At 39.1% G+C, this 18,396-nt stretch carries 20 protein-coding genes, 1 pseudogene and 1 riboswitch; of the genes and pseudogenes, 6 read left to right on the top strand and 15 right to left on the bottom strand.

Annotated features, from left to right (window positions below; translation table 11 throughout):
* Positions 1–40: 40 nt before the first annotated feature.
* Positions 41–562, bottom strand: a complete 522-nt coding sequence (locus MFF31_RS11360; protein WP_238188097.1) for a hypothetical protein — start codon at positions 560–562, stop codon at positions 41–43.
* 208 nt (positions 563–770) lie between these two features.
* Here MFF31_RS11360 and MFF31_RS11355 point away from each other — a divergent pair, with 208 nt between their 5' ends.
* The 5 genes from MFF31_RS11355 (at position 771) to MFF31_RS11335 (ending at position 3,603) form a co-directional block, all read left to right on the top strand.
* Positions 771–1,730, top strand: coding sequence for an IS30 family transposase (locus tag MFF31_RS11355; RefSeq protein WP_238188096.1), 960 nt, complete (start codon positions 771–773; stop codon positions 1,728–1,730).
* Positions 1,731–2,063: 333 nt separating this feature from the next.
* Positions 2,064–2,594, top strand: a complete 531-nt coding sequence (locus MFF31_RS11350; RefSeq protein ID WP_238188095.1) for a MerR family transcriptional regulator — start codon at positions 2,064–2,066, stop codon at positions 2,592–2,594.
* A gap of 12 nt (positions 2,595–2,606) precedes the next feature.
* Positions 2,607–2,753, top strand: a complete 147-nt coding sequence (locus MFF31_RS11345) for a hypothetical protein (protein ID WP_248565465.1) — start codon at positions 2,607–2,609, stop codon at positions 2,751–2,753.
* Between the two features lie 14 nt (positions 2,754–2,767).
* The gene (locus MFF31_RS11340; RefSeq protein ID WP_248565464.1) at positions 2,768–3,037 is read left to right on the top strand and encodes a hypothetical protein; all 270 of its coding nucleotides are present in this window, start codon (positions 2,768–2,770) and stop codon (positions 3,035–3,037) included.
* Positions 3,037–3,603, top strand: a complete 567-nt coding sequence (locus tag MFF31_RS11335; protein ID WP_238188093.1) for an alpha/beta fold hydrolase — start codon at positions 3,037–3,039, stop codon at positions 3,601–3,603. Before MFF31_RS11340 ends, MFF31_RS11335 begins: the two co-directional genes overlap by 1 nt.
* Before the next feature lie 94 nt (positions 3,604–3,697).
* On the opposite strand, the gene MFF31_RS11330 is transcribed toward MFF31_RS11335, so the two are convergent.
* Positions 3,698–4,060 carry a DUF423 domain-containing protein gene (locus MFF31_RS11330; protein WP_238188092.1) on the bottom strand — a complete coding sequence of 121 codons (363 nt, stop codon included), beginning with the start codon at positions 4,058–4,060 and terminating at the stop codon, positions 3,698–3,700.
* Between the two features lie 158 nt (positions 4,061–4,218).
* Here MFF31_RS11330 and MFF31_RS11325 point away from each other — a divergent pair, with 158 nt between their 5' ends.
* Positions 4,219–5,481, top strand: coding sequence for an MFS transporter (locus tag MFF31_RS11325; RefSeq protein ID WP_238188091.1), 1,263 nt, complete (start codon positions 4,219–4,221; stop codon positions 5,479–5,481).
* A gap of 126 nt (positions 5,482–5,607) precedes the next feature.
* On the opposite strand, the gene MFF31_RS11320 is transcribed toward MFF31_RS11325, so the two are convergent.
* The 13 genes and pseudogenes from MFF31_RS11320 to MFF31_RS11260 all read right to left on the bottom strand — a co-directional run bounded on the left by MFF31_RS11320 (position 5,608) and on the right by MFF31_RS11260 (position 17,960).
* The gene (locus MFF31_RS11320) at positions 5,608–6,213 is read right to left on the bottom strand and encodes a response regulator transcription factor (protein WP_238188090.1); all 606 of its coding nucleotides are present in this window, start codon (positions 6,211–6,213) and stop codon (positions 5,608–5,610) included.
* Positions 6,214–7,389, bottom strand: a complete 1,176-nt coding sequence (locus MFF31_RS11315) for a sensor histidine kinase (protein WP_483874649.1) — start codon at positions 7,387–7,389, stop codon at positions 6,214–6,216.
* Complete coding sequence (locus MFF31_RS11310) at positions 7,390–8,133, bottom strand: ABC transporter permease (protein WP_238188088.1); 744 nt, start codon at positions 8,131–8,133, stop codon at positions 7,390–7,392.
* A 55-nt stretch (positions 8,134–8,188) separates the two neighbouring features.
* The gene (locus tag MFF31_RS11305; RefSeq protein ID WP_238188087.1) at positions 8,189–9,076 is read right to left on the bottom strand and encodes an ABC transporter ATP-binding protein; all 888 of its coding nucleotides are present in this window, start codon (positions 9,074–9,076) and stop codon (positions 8,189–8,191) included.
* Between the two features lie 127 nt (positions 9,077–9,203).
* Entirely contained in the window at positions 9,204–10,169 is a 966-nt protein-coding gene (locus tag MFF31_RS11300; RefSeq protein WP_238188086.1) for a DUF4179 domain-containing protein, read from the bottom strand.
* Positions 10,170–10,173: 4 nt separating this feature from the next.
* Positions 10,174–10,709: pseudogene (locus MFF31_RS11295) on the bottom strand (sigma-70 family RNA polymerase sigma factor).
* A gap of 242 nt (positions 10,710–10,951) precedes the next feature.
* Entirely contained in the window at positions 10,952–12,253 is a 1,302-nt protein-coding gene (locus tag MFF31_RS11290; RefSeq protein ID WP_238188085.1) for an NCS2 family permease, read from the bottom strand.
* 59 nt (positions 12,254–12,312) lie between these two features.
* A riboswitch (purine riboswitch) is annotated at positions 12,313–12,412 on the bottom strand.
* Between the two features lie 403 nt (positions 12,413–12,815).
* A complete protein-coding gene (locus MFF31_RS11285) occupies positions 12,816–13,436 on the bottom strand; it encodes a DUF2812 domain-containing protein (protein ID WP_238188084.1) in 621 nt (206 codons plus the stop codon).
* Between the two features lie 18 nt (positions 13,437–13,454).
* Positions 13,455–13,766, bottom strand: a complete 312-nt coding sequence (locus MFF31_RS11280; RefSeq protein WP_238188083.1) for a PadR family transcriptional regulator — start codon at positions 13,764–13,766, stop codon at positions 13,455–13,457.
* A gap of 244 nt (positions 13,767–14,010) precedes the next feature.
* A complete protein-coding gene (locus MFF31_RS11275; protein WP_238188082.1) occupies positions 14,011–15,240 on the bottom strand; it encodes an aminopeptidase in 1,230 nt (409 codons plus the stop codon).
* A 201-nt stretch (positions 15,241–15,441) separates the two neighbouring features.
* Entirely contained in the window at positions 15,442–16,665 is a 1,224-nt protein-coding gene (locus MFF31_RS11270; protein WP_238188081.1) for a hypothetical protein, read from the bottom strand.
* Positions 16,666–16,990: 325 nt separating this feature from the next.
* Positions 16,991–17,221 (bottom strand): helix-turn-helix domain-containing protein, encoded by a 231-nt coding sequence (locus MFF31_RS11265; RefSeq protein WP_238188080.1) that lies wholly within the window; start codon positions 17,219–17,221, stop codon positions 16,991–16,993.
* A gap of 154 nt (positions 17,222–17,375) precedes the next feature.
* On the bottom strand, positions 17,376–17,960 hold the full coding sequence (locus MFF31_RS11260) for a YkoP family protein (protein ID WP_238188079.1): 585 nt from the start codon (positions 17,958–17,960) through the stop codon (positions 17,376–17,378).
* Between the last annotated feature and the right edge of the window lie 436 nt (positions 17,961–18,396).

The following is an 18,396-nucleotide window of genomic DNA, read 5'->3' as shown; positions in this document are numbered from 1 at the left end:
GTCGAGACTATATCTCGGCAGCCTTAACTTTCCTTTTCAGCTAATCTTCTGACTTTAGAAGTCCAGCATTATTTAATATGGTTAAATAAAATTCATACTGCTCATTTCCTAATTTACATTCCTTACGGTCGATACCTTTTAATATGATTAGATCATATAGCAATTTTTCACATAGCCCTTGTAATGTAAATGCCGTCATACTCTTCTGATCAGCACTCTCAATAACAACATTTATAATTTTCCCCCTTTGAATATCTCTCCACATTAATTCTGATTTAGGGATACTTTCAGAGCTAGATGCATACATTTCTGAAAATTGAATATGCATTTCAATTTCACTTTCGTTATATATTGATTCTAGTACAGTTTTATCATCAATTATATAACAGGCTACTATGTTATCGAAATTTACTGAAGGATCTAATTTCAAATCAATAAAATTATTCTTATCAACATTTCTAGCGTTATATTTTGTCTTAAGAAACTTCTCTACTTCTGCTAGACTATAATTTGTCGGTATTTGCTTTATTTTAAACTGTTCATCCAATTGTTGCATTAACATATTTAATCCCTACCTTCATGTAGATATTACTGTTATATACATATTCTCAATAATAAAAAAGTATTTATATAATGCTTAGTCGCATCTTATCCTTAAGATATAATTATGATGGATTGTAATATGAAGTGCGACATATAAAAATGACCCATGGCTGATTCGTGTGTAGAATGAAGTTACCACACCACATCCCTACACAGGAGAATCAGTCATGAGCTATAGTCATATTAACACAAGGGAACGAAGTCAGCTAGAATTGCTCCACCGATTAGGATGGTCCGCTAGAGCCATTGCATGTGAACTAGATCGCCATCATTCGAGTGTATCCCGTGAACTGAAGCGTCAAAAGAAGGATGAGACTTACTGTGCAGTCCGTGCTCAGAAAATCTATGAAATGAAACGAAAGAACTGTAAACGTCCTGAAAAATGGAATGCAGTACGGCAGCAATATATCACTTCTAAGCTTGTAGAAACATGGTCACCTGAACAAATTGAAGGCAGAATGAAACAGGATGAACCTCTTCTACAAGTGTCATTCAAAACCATTTACCGTTGGATTTATCAAGGAAGACTAGTCAAAGGAAATACAAGCTTTCTAAGACACAAGGGGAAGCGTCGTAAGCTGCTAGAGAAACGAGGTCGCTTTACTATTGGGCAGTCTATTCACGATCGTCCGAAAGAAGTACGTACGCGTAAATCTTTTGGGCATTGGGAATTGGACACAATGGTTTCAAGCCGTGGTAAAAGCAAAGCTTGCGTCTCGACCTTTGTTGAACGCAAAACAAGATACTACCATGCCATAAACATGATAGACCGAACAGCAGATTCAATGGAAGAATCGTTTAAGCAAATTGTCCGTTCGTTCTCTGCTATTGCCTTCAAAACGGCTACTGTTGACCGTGGAAAAGAGTTTGCTTGCCATGAACGCTTAACAGCATTACATGGTATGAACGTGTACTTTGCTGATCCCTATTCATCCTGGCAACGAGGAACAAATGAGAATGCAAACGGACTGCTGAGAGAATTCTTCCCAAAAGGTAATGATTTCGCAGAAGTTACAGAAGACGAACTAACATGTGCATTGTTTCTCATTAACAATCGCCCTCGTAAATGTCTAGGTTGGAAATCGGCACACGAAGCCTTTATGGAAGAAGTGTCGCACTTGAGTTGACAATCCGTCAAATAACATATATTAATGTTCTTTTTCAGTGTTCCATAATCCTTAATAAAGTTTTTATCTAATAATTCAGATATTTCTAGATAATAAATCCAAAAAGATGAACTCCTCTTAAAAGTCGTTCCCTAAAATGAGATACTCCCCTTAGGAGCCAGCGATTGCTACCATACTGAACACTTCTTTTGAGAACCGATCCGTTTACCTTACTGTCTACTGGGGTCTCAACAATCTTCAGAAGTTCAATAACCGTCACCTCCAACAACTTATTGACTCTCCAGTTTCTGGGGAATTTATAATGAAAATAGAAGAAGGTGATAAGTAGAATGATTGAAAAAAAACTATTCAATCGGAAAAGTTTCGAAGCTTACTGGGGCAACAGTCAAAACAATCCGTTATTACGATGATATTAATTTGTTATCCGCCTCTCATGTTAGTCATACAGGCTATCGATATTACAATCAACATGATATTGAGCAGTTAGAGCTTATTTTGTTTCTACGATATCTTGATTTTAAAGTTAATGATATTAAAAGAATGCTGCAGAACGAACAGCTCATATCCTCCTCAATAAAGTGGCAGCTTGAAGCCATCGAGCAGCAGCTCGAACACCTTCATCGTATTAAAGAAATACTTATCAGCTCTGATAAACAATCGCAAACAAACTTACAGCTGAGCTATTTGCACGACATCGCAGAAATAATTAATAAAAGCACGAAAGATCGTCAAAACTTTATTGCCGCAAAGATACATGATGCATTCGTTGAGCCTCTACATCCAGATGAGTGGCAGAGTCAGTTACTCGCCGCTTATATAGGTTTTGTTCCAGATCAGCAACGCTTAACAGAGTCTCAGCTGTAAGCTTGGTCACAAATGAACGCTATGTTGGATGACGTTTCTTTCAATCAAGAGATAAAGGGACAGTTAAATCCATTTAGGCAAGCTATACAGGAACAGCACATTGATGCTTCGCCGTGGCAAGAGAAATACAAACAAAATACAACAGAGTCATTTATTTAATGGATGCGGGAGAAATGGAAAGTAGTGTACCTATGCAAAAAGCAGCTCTTGATTATGTCTCTTTATTCATGGGTGAGAAGTCGCAGCCTGTGATAGAGGACTTGAAGCTATTTATTCATAACGCTAACCAAATGACATCAGATCGCATGCGCGAATGGTGGAAGTTGCTGCTGGTGCTAAACCCTTTGCTCACCCCCTATGCCCATTCACAAAAAACGATAAAACAAACTATTCAGTGGTTAATCTACAATGCTGATCAATTTCATTCCCGGGGTGACACGTAATGAATACATCTGCACTAACCATTCCCGTTCCAGATGGAAACTTACATATTGCTGTATATGGTGCACAGAATCTCATCCCAGTCGTTTTATTGCATGGTACTGCTGCCTACGGACTGAGACGAGGAGTCTCTCCCCCTATTAGATGGGCGGCACGTAACGGATTGATGAATGGTATGTTCATTGGGGCAATGCGAAACCAAATGAAACCGAAAATGCTATCAAAATTATTAGGTATTCCCCGTGATGATATTACTCCCGATTTTATAAAAAATTGGACAAAACCATTTTCTCATCCAAACTTACCCTATATAATCGCAAAAACATTAGCCGACGATGATACGGGGATTCTATCTAATGAAATTAGTAGTATTATTGCTCCCACCCTATTAATTCATGGCACAAAGGATAGATTTATCCCGAAACGTGTTTTTGAACAGTATCAGCAAAAGCTAACTGCTCTTCAGACAACGGTTTACGAAGGTTATGGTCACGTATTAATGGAACAATGCCCCGAGCGATTGGCTGCTTCAATAAAGGCGTTTGTTGAGAAAAACGTATCGTTTTAACAGAAAAACACAACCCCGTTTATATTCGAACTGGGTTGTGTTTTATCTATTCGTTGTATTTAGCTTTTATATCAACACTAGCATTGATTTCCCCTTACAAAACAGCAACCGCTACAAGCACCCAGCCAATCATAAAAGAAAGTCCGCCTAGTGGGGTAATAGGTCCAAGAAATCTAGCTTTTGCAACACTTAGCACATATAGACTTCCCGAGAATAAGACGATTCCCGCTACCAAAAACCAGCCTGCTGTAATAATAAGCTGCTCTTCTGGATAGAGACTAGCGAGTATTCCGATTAGTATCAAGCCCAAAGCATGTGCGATGTGATACTGCACACCTACCTCATATACTTTCAGCTTATCTGGTGCGATTCTACTCTTAAGCGCATGTGCGCCAAATGCACCGATAGCAACCGCGAGTACCATTAAAATACTGCCTAACATAACAAACGTTTGCATATAAATCCTCCTTCATCGTTCATAAGTACGTTAAGCATATCATGATTATACGAGCGATGGAATGATAGATACGTTTATCACGCTCCGTGACAACTTTTGGTTGCTTTACGTCTGCTAGAGGAGTATGGTTGGATTGAATAGCATCAGGAGGCGCATATATGAAAATCCTTCAATCTACCACTGCGGAGTGGCAAGGCTGGTCCCAAAACATCCGTCTTTTCTTTCTAGCAAATATGTTATTTCAAATCGGCACAGGCATGTTCTCGGTATTGTACAACTTATATATTCACGAGCTAGGTTACGCCGATGCCATGAGTGGACGAATCGTCAGTATGCAGTCACTTGCAACGGCACTTTGCTTTATTCCTATCGGTCTGTTTGGTGATCGCACCAGCCGCAAACGATTGCTCGTGATCGGTGCTTTATGCAGCGGCATCGTACTTGCTGGTCGCTCGTTGTTTGAATCTGAAGGAAGCTTGCTGACGATGGCTGTTCTTACAGGCATTTTCGCAGCTGTGTTTCAAGTACTCGCCATTCCCTTCCTCGCCGAAAATATATCCAAAGCAGACCGGTTGCGCGTTTTCAGCATCTATTCTGCTTTTGTACTTGCTTCCCAAGTTGCCGGCAGCCTTGGCGGGGGAATTATTGCGGATATTATGCAGGCGGTCGGATTAAATAAGCTGCTTTCGTTTAAAATTGTTTTACTTATAGGAAGTCTAGCAACTGTTGCAGCCTTTATACCTTTACAAGCGATAAGAGAATCGAAACGTTCCCAAAATGCTGAAGCGGAATCATCTAGTGAGGAAAGTACTACAAACCAAGCAGTTCAATCAAAAGGCGAAATTTCATTTATCGTAAAATTTGCTGCTATACAGCTATTGATTGGTATTGGCTCTGGACTTGTCGTTCCTTATTTAAACCTGTATTTCACAAATCGATTTACAATCTCACTTAGTGCAATGAGTTTCTTACTCTCGTTAGGGCAAGTAATGACTATCCTTTCTATGCTCATAGGTCCAACGTTAGCAAATAGAGTCGGACAAGTTAAAGCTATTGTTATTTTTCAAACACTTTCGTTACCATTCCTTCTATTAACAGGATTTACGAATTTACTGCTTGTCGCTTCCATCAGTTTTCTCTTCCGACAGGCGTTAATGAATGCAGCTAATCCATTGCAATCAGCTATTCTAATTGATCGGGTGTCGAGTAAAAGGCGCAGCCTAGCTAATTCATGTATGCAAACGGCCTTTATGCTTGGATGGGCAACAATGGGACCGGTTCATTCCTATCTCATATCAACCTACGGCTACTATTGGGGCTATGCCATTACATTCAGCATTACAGGCGCATTATATGTTACCGCTTCAATGTTATTTTTTATATCATTTCGTGAAAAGCGATTAACCACTGCCGTAACTTAATTCCATTAATTAAAAACGTAAAAGCCTCCATCGTCACTTTTAAAAGTGATTTTGGAGGCTTCATTATTAGCTTACAAGAGGGCAAATTAGCTACAATTCCCCATCCTGGAACAGTCTCTTTCCTGCTTAATCTAACCAGCCTTTTCCGCGAGCCATTTCAATGGCTTCAATCCGAGTATTAGCCCCTAACTTGCTGATGGCTTCCGACATATAGTTACGAGCAGTACCGTAAGATAAAAACAGCTGCGCCCCAATTTCTTGAAGGGTTAGACCTTGGGCTGCTAGCTTCAAAACATCCTTCTCACGTGGAGATAGTGGACACTGCTCCTCCCAAACTGCGAGAGACAATTCCGCATTAATAGCACGTTTCCCCTGATAGACTCTTCGAATCGCATCAGATAAATCATCGCTGCCCGTATCTTTGAGCATATATCCGTATACCCCTGCCGCTATAGCACGCTGGAAATAACCTGGTCTCGCAAATGTCGTTAAAATAATTACACGGCACTCTATTCCCATTTTGTGAATAAATTCGGCAACATCCAATCCCGTTTTTAACGGCATTTCAATATCGAGAACCGCGATATCCGGTTGTACCTGCTGAATAACTGCAATGGCTTCTTCCCCATTCTCCGCTTGACCAACAACTTCAATATCATCCTCCAATGAAAGTAAGGTCGCCAAGGCTCCCCGTAATAACTTCTGATCTTCTCCCAAAATAATTCGAATCATCTATGCTGTCCCTACCTTCACAGTTCTAATTACTCTAGGAATATGTATCGTCACTTCCATCCCCTTGCCTGGGGACGAAGAAAGAGACAGATTGCCATCTACCAGCATAAGTCGCTGACGTAATCCAGCTATACCATTGCTGCTTGCATATGCATCATTTAAATCTACCCCAATACCATCATCACTTACAGATACGGAGACTTCTCCCTCTTCAATAACAACTAGAACCTTGCAGTTTTTTGCCCTGCTATGCCGAACTAGATTCGTAGTCGTTTCTCGGAAGCACATTGCCAATATCGTTTCCTGCAGCGTACTTAGTGGCAAAGTAATTTCCGCTACTGCATCTCGTTCCAAACTTTCGGCTGATTGATCAGTCGTAACGGATTGATAATAGCAAGATAAAGAAATATCAGCTGCTGAACAAAGTGATATAGCATGTTCATATTCATCCACAAAAAACGCCACTTTCATCTCTGTAACCAATTCGCGCATTTGCTTAAGTGCAGCACGCGCCGTTTCCCTTATTTCACGAGCTTCCTGAATAGCTCTTTCGGGATTACGAACGACCAGCTTCTCTACAACTTCACCCTTTAACGCAATTAAAGATAACGTATGACCTAAAGTATCATGTAATTCACGCGCTATACGCTGGCGTTCTTCCTGTTGCGCCATTCGTTCCGCCGCCTCTGCTCGCATTCGTGAAGACTTCTGTTGAACTTTTATGGTGCCTCGAATCAGATATGGCATAACGCTAATACCAAACACAGGTGTCAGCAGCCCAATCCATAACTGAGGACCTGCCTCTCCTATAAGCGGAGCACTAATTGCCCCCATACCAATTGCAAAAATAATAGTGGAAGAAATTAATACAGGCAGTTTTTGTTTACTGAGCGGACCAGCAATCATAAATCCTAGAAATGTAAACATCGGATGAAATAGAGCAGCTAAAGCTAACAATAAGCCCAGCTGAGTTAACAATATGGGTGCGGCCCACTTCGTATTGAAATAGAATTGACGAAACAGAATGATGAATAAGCCAAGAATAACAAAGCCAAGCCACCTAATAGTAGGCGGCTCAAGAAGAAGAAAGTATGTTGGAATGAACATATTTGATAATAAGAGGTAAGGGATGAATCCCTCAGATTTTGGAAATAGGAACCATTTCTCTCGGTTGATTTAAGCCACATCCCGTCGATTGTATATGTACACAGATAGTACCATAAATGATAGACCACTTCCTGACAAAATTATGTAATCCATCATTTCAGGAGCTTTTCCAGCTACTAAATTCCATGCACCATTTGCAAATCTGTGGGATGGAAGCCATTCACCAATTGCTTGCATCCACTTAGGCAATACACTTAGAGGCATCCATAGTCCGCCAACAATCGCAAGACCCATTTGAATGACATTTCCGATTGCAATAGCTGAGTTTGCATTTTTTAGTGTTCCTAGCAATGCTCCAAGAGCTAGTAGAGACAAGCTTCCAATCCACAACCACATGCCGCAAGAAATCCATTGTCCCACAGTAAGATTAATATCATTTACAACAGCAGCCGATGCGAAAATAATAACAATTACAACGAGATGAATAGCCATTTGTGCAACGATTTTGCTTCCCAACCAAACACCTGGAGTCAGAGGCGTTAGTTTAAGCAAACGTACCCAACCTTCTTGGTGTTCGAACGAAAGGCGAATGCCGAACTGACTTACAGCTGTACCAATTAGAGCGAATGCTGTCATCGACATTAATGAAAATACTGCCCAAGTTGTTGATTCCACCGATTTATCAGCACCATTGAGACTTGTGAACAAGAAGTAAAATACGAGTGGCATTGCGATTGAGAAGAGTAAAAAGAATGGGCTACGGACGATTCGTAAGCTTTCTGCTTTCGTTTGTGCAAGAAACATATGTGTCATATCAATTATCCCCTTAGTATGTTTTATAGTTTATGGTTTATCGTTTAATCGTTGGTTAATTTTTAGCAGTAAGACTTTTGAATGTGTCTTCTAAACTAGCGGATTGTACGTCGATATCTGTGACACCCCAGCTAGATTGCATGAGTGAGAATAATAATACATCCGTGTTCTCAGCATGTAGACGAATTCTTTCACCGTTGCATTCTGCCTTTTTGACACCAGGCAACTTTATCCATTCTTGCTCGTTAGGTGCGTTTGAAGCGCGGAATGATACAGTTCGAAGTGCGGTTTGCGACTTCAGTTTCTCTGGTGTTCCTTCGGCTACTACACGTCCGCTGGCTACGACAGCGATATGGTCTGCAACCGCATCAGCTTCATCTAGATGATGTGTCGTTAGTAGAATCGTACGTCCATTGCCTGCTAGTGCCCTTACCGTTTCCCAAAAGCGGTCACGAGATTGAATGTCCATTCCAACCGTTGGCTCATCTAGCAAAATGAGTTCTGGATTTCCTGCCAAACTTTGTGCAAAAGCTAATCTGCGACGTTGTCCCCCTGACAGGGAGGATGCTCTTCTCTTTGCATCGCCGTGAAGACCGGAAATGTCGAGCAGTCGCTCAAGTGACATCGGATTACGGTAATAACTGCGGAACAACTCAAGCACTTCTTTGACCGAAAGCCCATCTGCTGCTTTTACATCCTGCGTAAGTGCTCCTACACGCTGTCTTAATTCCTTTGTTCCTGCGGGTAGTCCAAGCATTTGCACTTCTCCTGACGTTGGTTTCATCATCCCAAGCATCATAGAAATTGCTGTAGTCTTGCCAGCCCCGTTCGGGCCAAGCAGTGCTGATATTTTGCCTTGCTCGAAAGTCAAGTTCATATGATCAACGGCGCGGAAATCACCGAATTGCTTCACTAGGTTTATACATTCAATTGCATGTTTCATTTATAATCATCCTCCGTTATGTTTGTGTGTTCGCTGCTATTTGTGTTCGCTACTTGATGTCCTTATTGTAGCAACGGAACGGAACGAGCAATTAGTGTAGGATGTCACAAAGTCATTATGACAAATGTCAGAAAGCAAAAATTATTGAGAATGGAGTATCACCACAATAAAAAAAACACCCATAGCAACAACTTTCGCTACAGGTGGTATTTTCGTTACAATTTAATACGCGAGCATATTTCACCCTAAACCCGATTTCTTCACCACTAGCTGATACAAGTTTAAAGTACGTTTTTTCCAAACCAGCTTTCAGTTCATAATAAAGCAACGTAAAAACAGGCGAAGCAAGCATTTTTTCTATTTTCACTTTTTCGCCGTTATAGAGATTAATCGTTTTGTACAATTGAACTGTTTTTGTTTCCCCTCTAAGCTGAGTTGGAGATACTAGTACATCAAATATCCAAGGATCATCTATAGCATTTGTACTAATTGTTGAACGTGGTGTACTGAATTCATCATATGAAATCGTTAAGTGAAATTGCTCCTCCATCGGCATCTCGCTGAGCTTAATTTCTCCATAGATGGTATACGTATTATCATTTTCTTTAACTGTCTTTGTTCCCCTTGTAACTTCAACATTTTTCCCATCAATAAAAATATGTGGATGTAAAAACGTGAATTCATCGAACTTAACACCTTTGTTAGGCTCGAAGGTCGAGCTTATAAATAGAAAGTCCGCATCAACAAGTACTTCATTTAATGTTAACTTGCCAAATTCATTTTCAGCAGTTTCCCCGACTGCTGTTTTGTAAGCGGAATAATCGAGATTCTTCTCTTTATCTATGAACTGCTCAATAAGTCCCGCCACAGCTGTCATCTGTGCAAGTGCCTCTTTTCCAAGAGGAGAGGTTACACCAATTGCGAGCACTAATGCAGCTGCAATCCCTAACCACTTTTTAGATTGTTTTTTAGGTTTGGCAAGCCTTGATTGTACACGCTTTTCCCACCTTTTTTGCTCCACTTCAGATAAAGTCTCTTCCTTGTAAACGGATAAATCTAGCTTCACATCGTTTAACTCTTTATATAGGGACATCAATTTACACCTCGTTTTTTGGAATAAAGGCCTGCTTCAACTTTTTACGTCCTCTTGATAGCTTGTTATGAATCCAAGATTCCTTCACATTCATTTGTTGTGCCATTTCACGGGATGACACACCTTCTAAATAATATTTTTCAAAAATTTTCCGCTCGTTTGCTGAAAGATGATTTAATACATTCTCTATATCTTGTTCTAGTGACTTATGTTTCGTATTGAAAAGATCATCCGTTATTTCTACATTTACATATTTCTGCCCATTTCTTATCATTTTTCGTTGATAATCAATTGCACGATGTTTGGGAATCGCGGCTATCCACTGCTTAAATGTATTTTTCCGTTCATCGAATGCTCCAATATTCTGCCAGATTGCTAATAGCACATCATCCAAGCATTCTTCATATTCCTGCTGATTGTAGTGCACGTGATGTTTAATAATTGATGAAAGCAACCCCCGTACGTTTGAATAATAAATGAAAGGGTCTTCTCATTTCGACTAATCATTTGTTGTACAACATTATCTTCTGTTATTTTCACACATGCTGCGCTCCCTTATGTTATTGGCTCGAACCTACTAGTTAATACGAATGAAAAGACTTAAATCTATCAGTACGATCATAAAATTTGCATAGACAACATAAACAAAACAAAGTAAAACCGCCAAACGGGGTTGTTCAGCGGTTTTCTATTCTTTATGTTTATATATTATACCGCTATCCCTTCCCTTTTGTACCCAAGAAAAAAAGACACCATGGAGGTGTCTTTTGTTGAAACGAACTCTAATGTCCAAAGAAAACAAGCTGGACAAAAAATAAAACTGCAAACACATAAAAAATCGGATGAACATCACGCCATTTGCCTTTTAATGCTTTTAGAATTGGATAAACAATGAAACCAACACCAATCCCTGTTGCAATACTATAAGTCAAAGGCATAAGCACGATAATCAAAAATGCAGGGAAAACAACTTCGAAGTCGCTCCAATCAATTTTTGACACTACGCTTATCATCAGAAACCCTACAATAATTAAAGAAGGTGCAGTAATGGCTGGAATAGATGCCAGCACCGAAACAATTGGTGAGAAAAATAGCGTTAGCCCAAGAAGCAAGCTTACCGTTACTGCCGTTAACCCCGTCCTACCACCTACTGCAACGCCTGCACTCGATTCAATATATGCCGACGTTGGGCTTGTTCCGAGAACTGCACCTGTCGTCGTTCCCACAGCATCAGCAAGTAGTGCTCCTCTTGAACGAGGGAATTTCCCATCCTTGCCTAACAATCCTGCTTGTTCTGCTACTCCAAGCATCGTTCCTGTTGTATCGAATAACGTGATCAGCAAGAAAGTGAAGATGATCGCATACAATCCGTTTGAGAATACACCGCCGATATCCATTTGGAACATCGTCTCAGAAAGACCGGTTGGCAATGAGACCACTTTCTCCGGCATTTTCAAAATCCCCATAAAACCTGCAATGATCGCTGTAATTAACATCCCAATAAATAAGTAACCTTTAACTCGATAGGACATTAGAACAAGCGTTATAATAAGCCCGATTATTGTAAGCATCGTCATAGGCTCGGATAGTGAACCTAATGTAAGCAACGTCGCAGGAGAGTCAACGATGATTCCTGAGTTTTGCAAACCGATAAACGTGATGAACAATCCAATACCAACCGTAATTGCATGCTTCAAGCTTGAAGGAATCGCATCAAGCAGCATATATCTGAATGAAGTTAGCGAGAGTAGAATGAACAGCAATCCTGCAACGAAGACAGCTCCAAGTGCTGTCTGCCATGAAATACCTTCGCCACCTACAACACTAAACGCAAAATATGCATTAAGCCCCATACCAGGTGCTATAACAATCGGATAGTTTGAAGCTAGTCCCATAATGAGTGTACCAATAATGCTTGCTAGCACCGTTGCTACGAATACTCCATTAAAGTCCATTCCTGCTTGGCTAAGTATGCCGGGATTCACGATGACGATATACACCATCGTAAAAAACGTAGTAATACCTGCTAAAAGCTCAGTTCTAATTGAGCTATTCCGTTCTTTGAGTTTAAAAATTTTCTCCATTTCCTACATCCTCCAAAAAAATAAAATAAAATCCTAGCCTTAGTATAGGATACGCTAAATGACACGCAGCCCATACTCGTAGTTAGGATTCTTTGGCTCCTAGTAGAGACCCTCAAACCATATTATTGAGGATATACGAGATGTTCGTTTCCTTGGTTAGAATAATCAATTTTCGATGGAATGTCAACGATTTTTCGTATTTATCGCTATATTTCACGAACTATCTACAAATATTCCAATTAAATATTCGGAAAAACCGAACATTACGTGTTTTAGTAACCTCAAATGAAGACATCAAAAATAATAGTTATTCCTCATATTGCTTCTCATTTATTTAATTTGCCCATATTGATTCATATTCAGTTCACAATTAGAAAGATGCACTATGGCTCAATATCCGTCCATAGTAAGCTTGGTGAGGGTAGTTAATTCACTGTCATTTTGCCGCTAAGGTGAGCCAAATCTTCTATTGAAAAGATAAAATCCACAACCGCATTCAGTTGTGGATTCTCTTCGTGGAAGCGATTAGCTCCCACTAAATGATCTTTGGAATACTATAGGATTAAACCTTACTATCCAACGTTTTTCGATACTGCCAATATGCTTTGGTTGAATAAAAGATACACGCAACAATCATGACCGGAAGAATCGCCCATAAAAATGCTCTCATTAAAGCAAACGGTGTTTCAAATAGAAAGGCAGTAGTAAAATCATCGCCTGATCTTTCCCATAATCCTGGTGTTAAATACAATAGTTTCAGATTGAACAAAGCTTTCAAAGACATGATGTCCTTCCACACCATTATTGGATAAATAATTATAATCGGAATTAATGTTCTTAACCATAAGATAGACATTCTATTGTATCTAGCTGCTTTTGAGTCAGTATCTGAAAAAATATCTTCCCTTGCAAAATTATCTGTTCTTCGGAAATACTGAGAACCCGATCTCTTAGTCCCAGCAATATGCTCCCAACCGCTATCTTCATACAAGGTACGGTAATCTTCAAACTCTTCCCCATCTTTAAAAGTACGATAATCGATTTTTATTTCTGTCTGCTTTGGCTCTCCGGATTGAAACGTATACCCATATGAGTTCTTCACCAAAGTATACCCTTTCCTTTCCATATCAGTTAGCCACTTTTCTTCCTTATCGAAATTCATAAAAATTTTATACTTTTTCATTTCATCCCCTCCTGCTTGTTATTCTAATTTTTCTTTCGCAACCTCAAGCATGCGCTTCATTCTTTCTACATCTTGGCTCAAAATATCTTTCCCTAGCTCCGTGATGGTATAGACTTTACGCCGACTATCCTCACTTTTGACTGGCAGTATAAACTTAAGCTTAAGCAAGTTTTCAATTGCGCCATAAAGTGTTCCTGCAGCCATTCTTACATGCCCGTTACTTAGTTCCTCCACCTTCTGCATGATCAAATATCCATGTGCTGGTTCCATCAAAGCTAATAGAATGTAATACACGGTTTCTGTCAGCGGTAAGCTTTTATCTCTTTTCATGTGTTCCTCCATAATTCAACTCGATGTATCGTCTAACTGTATAGTTATACTATATATAGTTAGACTGGATAAATCAACAACAAAATCCTTTTATTACATTTATTTCTCTCGCCTTAATAATTGGCTGCCTAAAACAAGTATCGAACTTTGGCCCCGCATAAAAAAAATAAGGAGCCTCCCCTCGACTAAATCGAAGTTCGACTCCCTACCGCCAATATTGCAACTTATATTTTAAAATCCACTACTACGCCCAGTTCCCTTTGCGGAATACAGGCTCAATTGTGCCATCTGGCAATTCACCGTCAATATCAAGATCAGCACAACCAATCATAAAATCAACATGCGTAAGACTTACATTTGCTCCTCGTTCCACCAGTTGTTCATTAGAAAGTTTCGTACCGCCTTCAAGATTAACAGGATAGGCACTGCCAAGTGCAAAATGACAAGAAGCATTTTCGTCGATACCCGTATTATAAAATACTCTGTTCAAGTTCGATATTGGAGAGTCATGTGGCACTAATGCCATCTCCCCGAGATAAGATGCTCCTTCGTCGGTTTCGAGCAACGATGTTAGATGTTCACGACCTGACTCAGCATCATAGGCTACTACTTTGCCATCCTCAAACGTAAACGTAATTCCTTCTACAAGTCTTCCGTTCAAATTAAGTGGCAACGTACTTTTGACCGTTCCATTCACACCAGTGCGATGCGGCATTGTGTACACTTCTTCAGTCGGCATATTCGCGACAAAATATACACCCTTCTCATTCTCTCCACCGCCGCCACGCCAAATGTGACCATCAGGCAACTCAACTCGTAGATCTGTTCCTGGCGCACGATAATGCAGACTCTTATAGCGCTTTGCATTCAGTCTATCCTGACTCGTCTTCAAATGATTAATATGCTCCCGCCATGCGGCAATTGGGTCTTCTTTATCGACACGTACCATTCGGAAAATAGCTTCCCACATTGCATCCACTCGCTTCTCCTCAGGAAGATCAGCAAACACTTTATCTGCCCATGCACGAGTTGGCGCTTTAATCAGCGACCAGCTAATTTTACTATTGCGCGTATATTTCGAGTATTCCTTGTTTGCGATAGCCGCAGATTTAACTGCAGTTGATACTTTAGAAGAATCAATGCCACGGAACAGTTCAGGATTCGGCACTTTAATATGCAAAATCGCTCCGCCCTCTTCCGCAAACTGCACTCTGCTATCTGCTAACCACTGTGGATAATAATCAAATGTATCATCAGATGCTTTCTCATATCGAACGCGAGTAATCGCCTCATCATCCCACTCCACGATGACATACTTAGCTCCTGCCTCATAAGCCTTCGCAACAATTAACCTCGTTAATTGGGCCGTTTCAATCGGCGCATGAACGATTAGAACTTGTCCAACTTGAACATTCACCCCAACCCTAACAACTAATTCAGCATATTTATTCAACATTTTCTCAAAAGTATCCATTGCGCAAGCTCCTTCCTAATCTACCCTTATTGTATCTTAACTTCTGCTAGAAAGTAAAAAAGGAAATCCACATTTAATCATTTTCCACCGAGAACAGTCCCATATTAAACAAAAAAATCCGACCAATAAGGATCGGATTTCTTGTATGATAGGAGGTCCTTACAATTCTTTTACAGCTATAGTAGTCACTATCCCTAGTACTTATTTCTTCTTCCACGTTGTACCATCTGTATAATGAACAGCCGTAACAACTACCTTCACTTTTGTTGTATTATCAAATAAATCTAATGTCCAATAAAGAGATTCCTCGCTACCTGACGGCATGTAGATGTCTTGTGCAATCCCACCAAACACGTTGCCATAACCAGTAAAGGTAACTTCTCTATCAAAAGTGTCATAACAATAAATATCAACCTCAAATGCATCTACCGTTTTAGTAGATAGGTTCTTAAAGCTTATATGTGACTCAGGATTATCAAGTGAATCATATTCTATCTCACTACCTGTAACTTTAATTGGTGCATTTTTGTTCGCTTTGAGTTCCTTTGCTAGCTCTGCCTTTCTATTCTTCTCCAACATGTGAGCATACTCTAAATATTTTGTTTGAATATATTTCTGTTCCCCTTTAAAGTTCTCAGACTTTATAACTTTATAATTATGATCTTCAATCGACTTTATAGCAGATCCAATAAATATGTATTTCCATTCATTATCCTCAAAGAAATAATCTGCATAATCTACGATTTCAATATGTTCCTTCTCTTTACCACCTGGAATAAAATAATCTCTTGTAATGGTCTCAATTTTTTTAGTTTCCCGATTGTAGAAGTATAAATTATATTCAACAGATGCTATACCTTCAGCGGAGCGATCCGTTATAATAACTCCCACACCTCCAGAGTTTGTTTTTAAACCTACCGGAAGATCATTAATGGAATACTTGGATAACGTCAATCGCTGTTCTTTTTTTTTCGTATCATAACTGATAGAACCATATCGGAATAAATCATCCGCATAAATAGCTGTACCATTATCAACATAGAAAGTCGGAACCATACGATTGTCTAAAAACACCAATATATCCGTATGCGTTACATCTACAAGCTTTGTACTAGTTGTATCCTTCACTTTAGCAAATTTAGTTATTTTCAAATCTCGCCGAATCGTCAGATCACGTAAATCAGAATCCCAATTTGCTACAAATCCAAAATTTTTAAGATCTTTTGTCAAAACGATTATTTTTCCGTTAAATGACATTGTAGGAATCTGTACATCATTAATAAACATCTTTGTTGCCGCTCTTTGAGCCTGACCCAATACAAATCCTGTTTTAGTCTCATCAATGTATGCCGCTTCTGCTGAAACAGGCATCATCCATACTAGAACAATTAAAATTAACATAAGTACTTTTTTTACTCTCACCATTTCTGCCTCCAATTAATCATATTTCTACATCTTTCTACTTTAAACTTCGTTTTTTGCTAACAAATCATATACTAATTGATATTCCGATATTTGTATATATTGGATTTAATATTCCTCTCTATATGAGCATTTTATTAGTCATCATAGATTAGAATGTTTTTTCATAAATAAGATACTAATTTACAATCAACAAATCATACATACTTTCTAACTTCTATAAATAAAAACAAAAAAGCTCACAACCTTTTGCTGTTGTGAACTTTTTAACGTTTGTTGTAGCTATTTGATTCATTGTCATGCAAAGTAAACACAAGAATGCATCTTATCAAATCTTCTCAGCAACAATTTGATCTATCTCACTTTTCAATAGCAGGTAACGGTGTACACTTCTTGATATCGGAATTTTAGTTACTTTATTCTTATCTACATAAGCCTTCATCTGATCTTTAGTAAGGCCTAGCAACTTACCAGCTTCCGTTACCGTGAGTACCACTTCCCTGCTTGTTTCATTAAAGGTATGCTTTAACTTCTGATCCCAATCCTCAAACTCCTGCATTAAATGCTTCCTTTCACATCCATCTTCTTGCTGAACACACTTCATTATAACATGTTTATTGGACTCAAAAAGTATTGTTGCCTATTATCTCCTTTTTAACACCAAATTTCTATGAAATAGGTATGTAAATTAAAAAACTGATCCTAGTACTGTATTATGCTGCCTCAGCAAATCTTGCTTTAAGTGAACTACGAGTATGAATTAATCTCATCGGCACAAGCTGATTTTTCCTACGCCCTATTCGTTTGTTACCTTCCGGATGCAGTACAGATAAAAGTATGCGTAAATACAAAGTAGTAATGCTTCTAAAAAAACTTGATTTAATTCCTTGTTGTTCGAATCCTAGCCCATGCACAATACCACGATGCAGCAACGTAATACCCATCAATGCCTTTACCCCTGAATACTCCGCTTTATTATTGTCTATATCGACATGGATTTCCTCCAAAGAATCTCGAACCATGCGCGCTATTACGATTGCAGCACGGTTTGCACCACCTGATTTAAGCTGGTCTATAATTTGAACATTATCAAGGTGTAGTTCTCCAATATGATCCCCAGCCACTATTATAGTGCCATCTTTGCACAAAATACTTTCACCTTGATGTTTTCTAATCATAACCTTACACATTCCGTAATCTAACGTATGCAGGTTGCCTCTCTGATACATTGACGCAAAAATCTTCTCCCACATCATCCAAAGTGATCTAATTATGCCTTTATAAAATGCTCCTAGCATGTTTCTACCTCCTGTAGCGCTAATTACAATGCATCCACATAATATTGATGTAACGTGTTCCATCCACATATTTGTTAAGTTATCAATAATTCCCTAAATACAAGCTCACTTCTTATATTAGTCGATAATACACTCTTTTTCCTTACCCAATTGTTACTAAATTCTTACTTATTGCCTAAAGATGATTAATACGGTTGCTGAACGTCTGTATCTCAATTTCGTTCATCAAAAAAGTTCATCTAATTGATTGTATCAAAGTGTTGTTATTTTTTGTCGTTTTATTAGCTTAAAACACAAAAAAACATTGTTCAATATGAACAATGCTAACTAGTGGCGTATTATGCCCTGAAAACTGGATACGAAAGAAATTGCTTGAATTGCTTTAGCTGTTGTTTGTAGGTTGTATGACCCAGGTAATTTTCTCATTGTCTTCGAC

It is taken from the genome of Paenibacillus sp. L3-i20, assembly GCF_022180385.2.
Classification (GTDB): Bacteria; Bacillota; Bacilli; order Paenibacillales; family Paenibacillaceae; genus Pristimantibacillus.
Note: the sequence above shows the minus strand (reverse complement) of the source record. Positions and strands in the feature narration are given on the sequence as shown.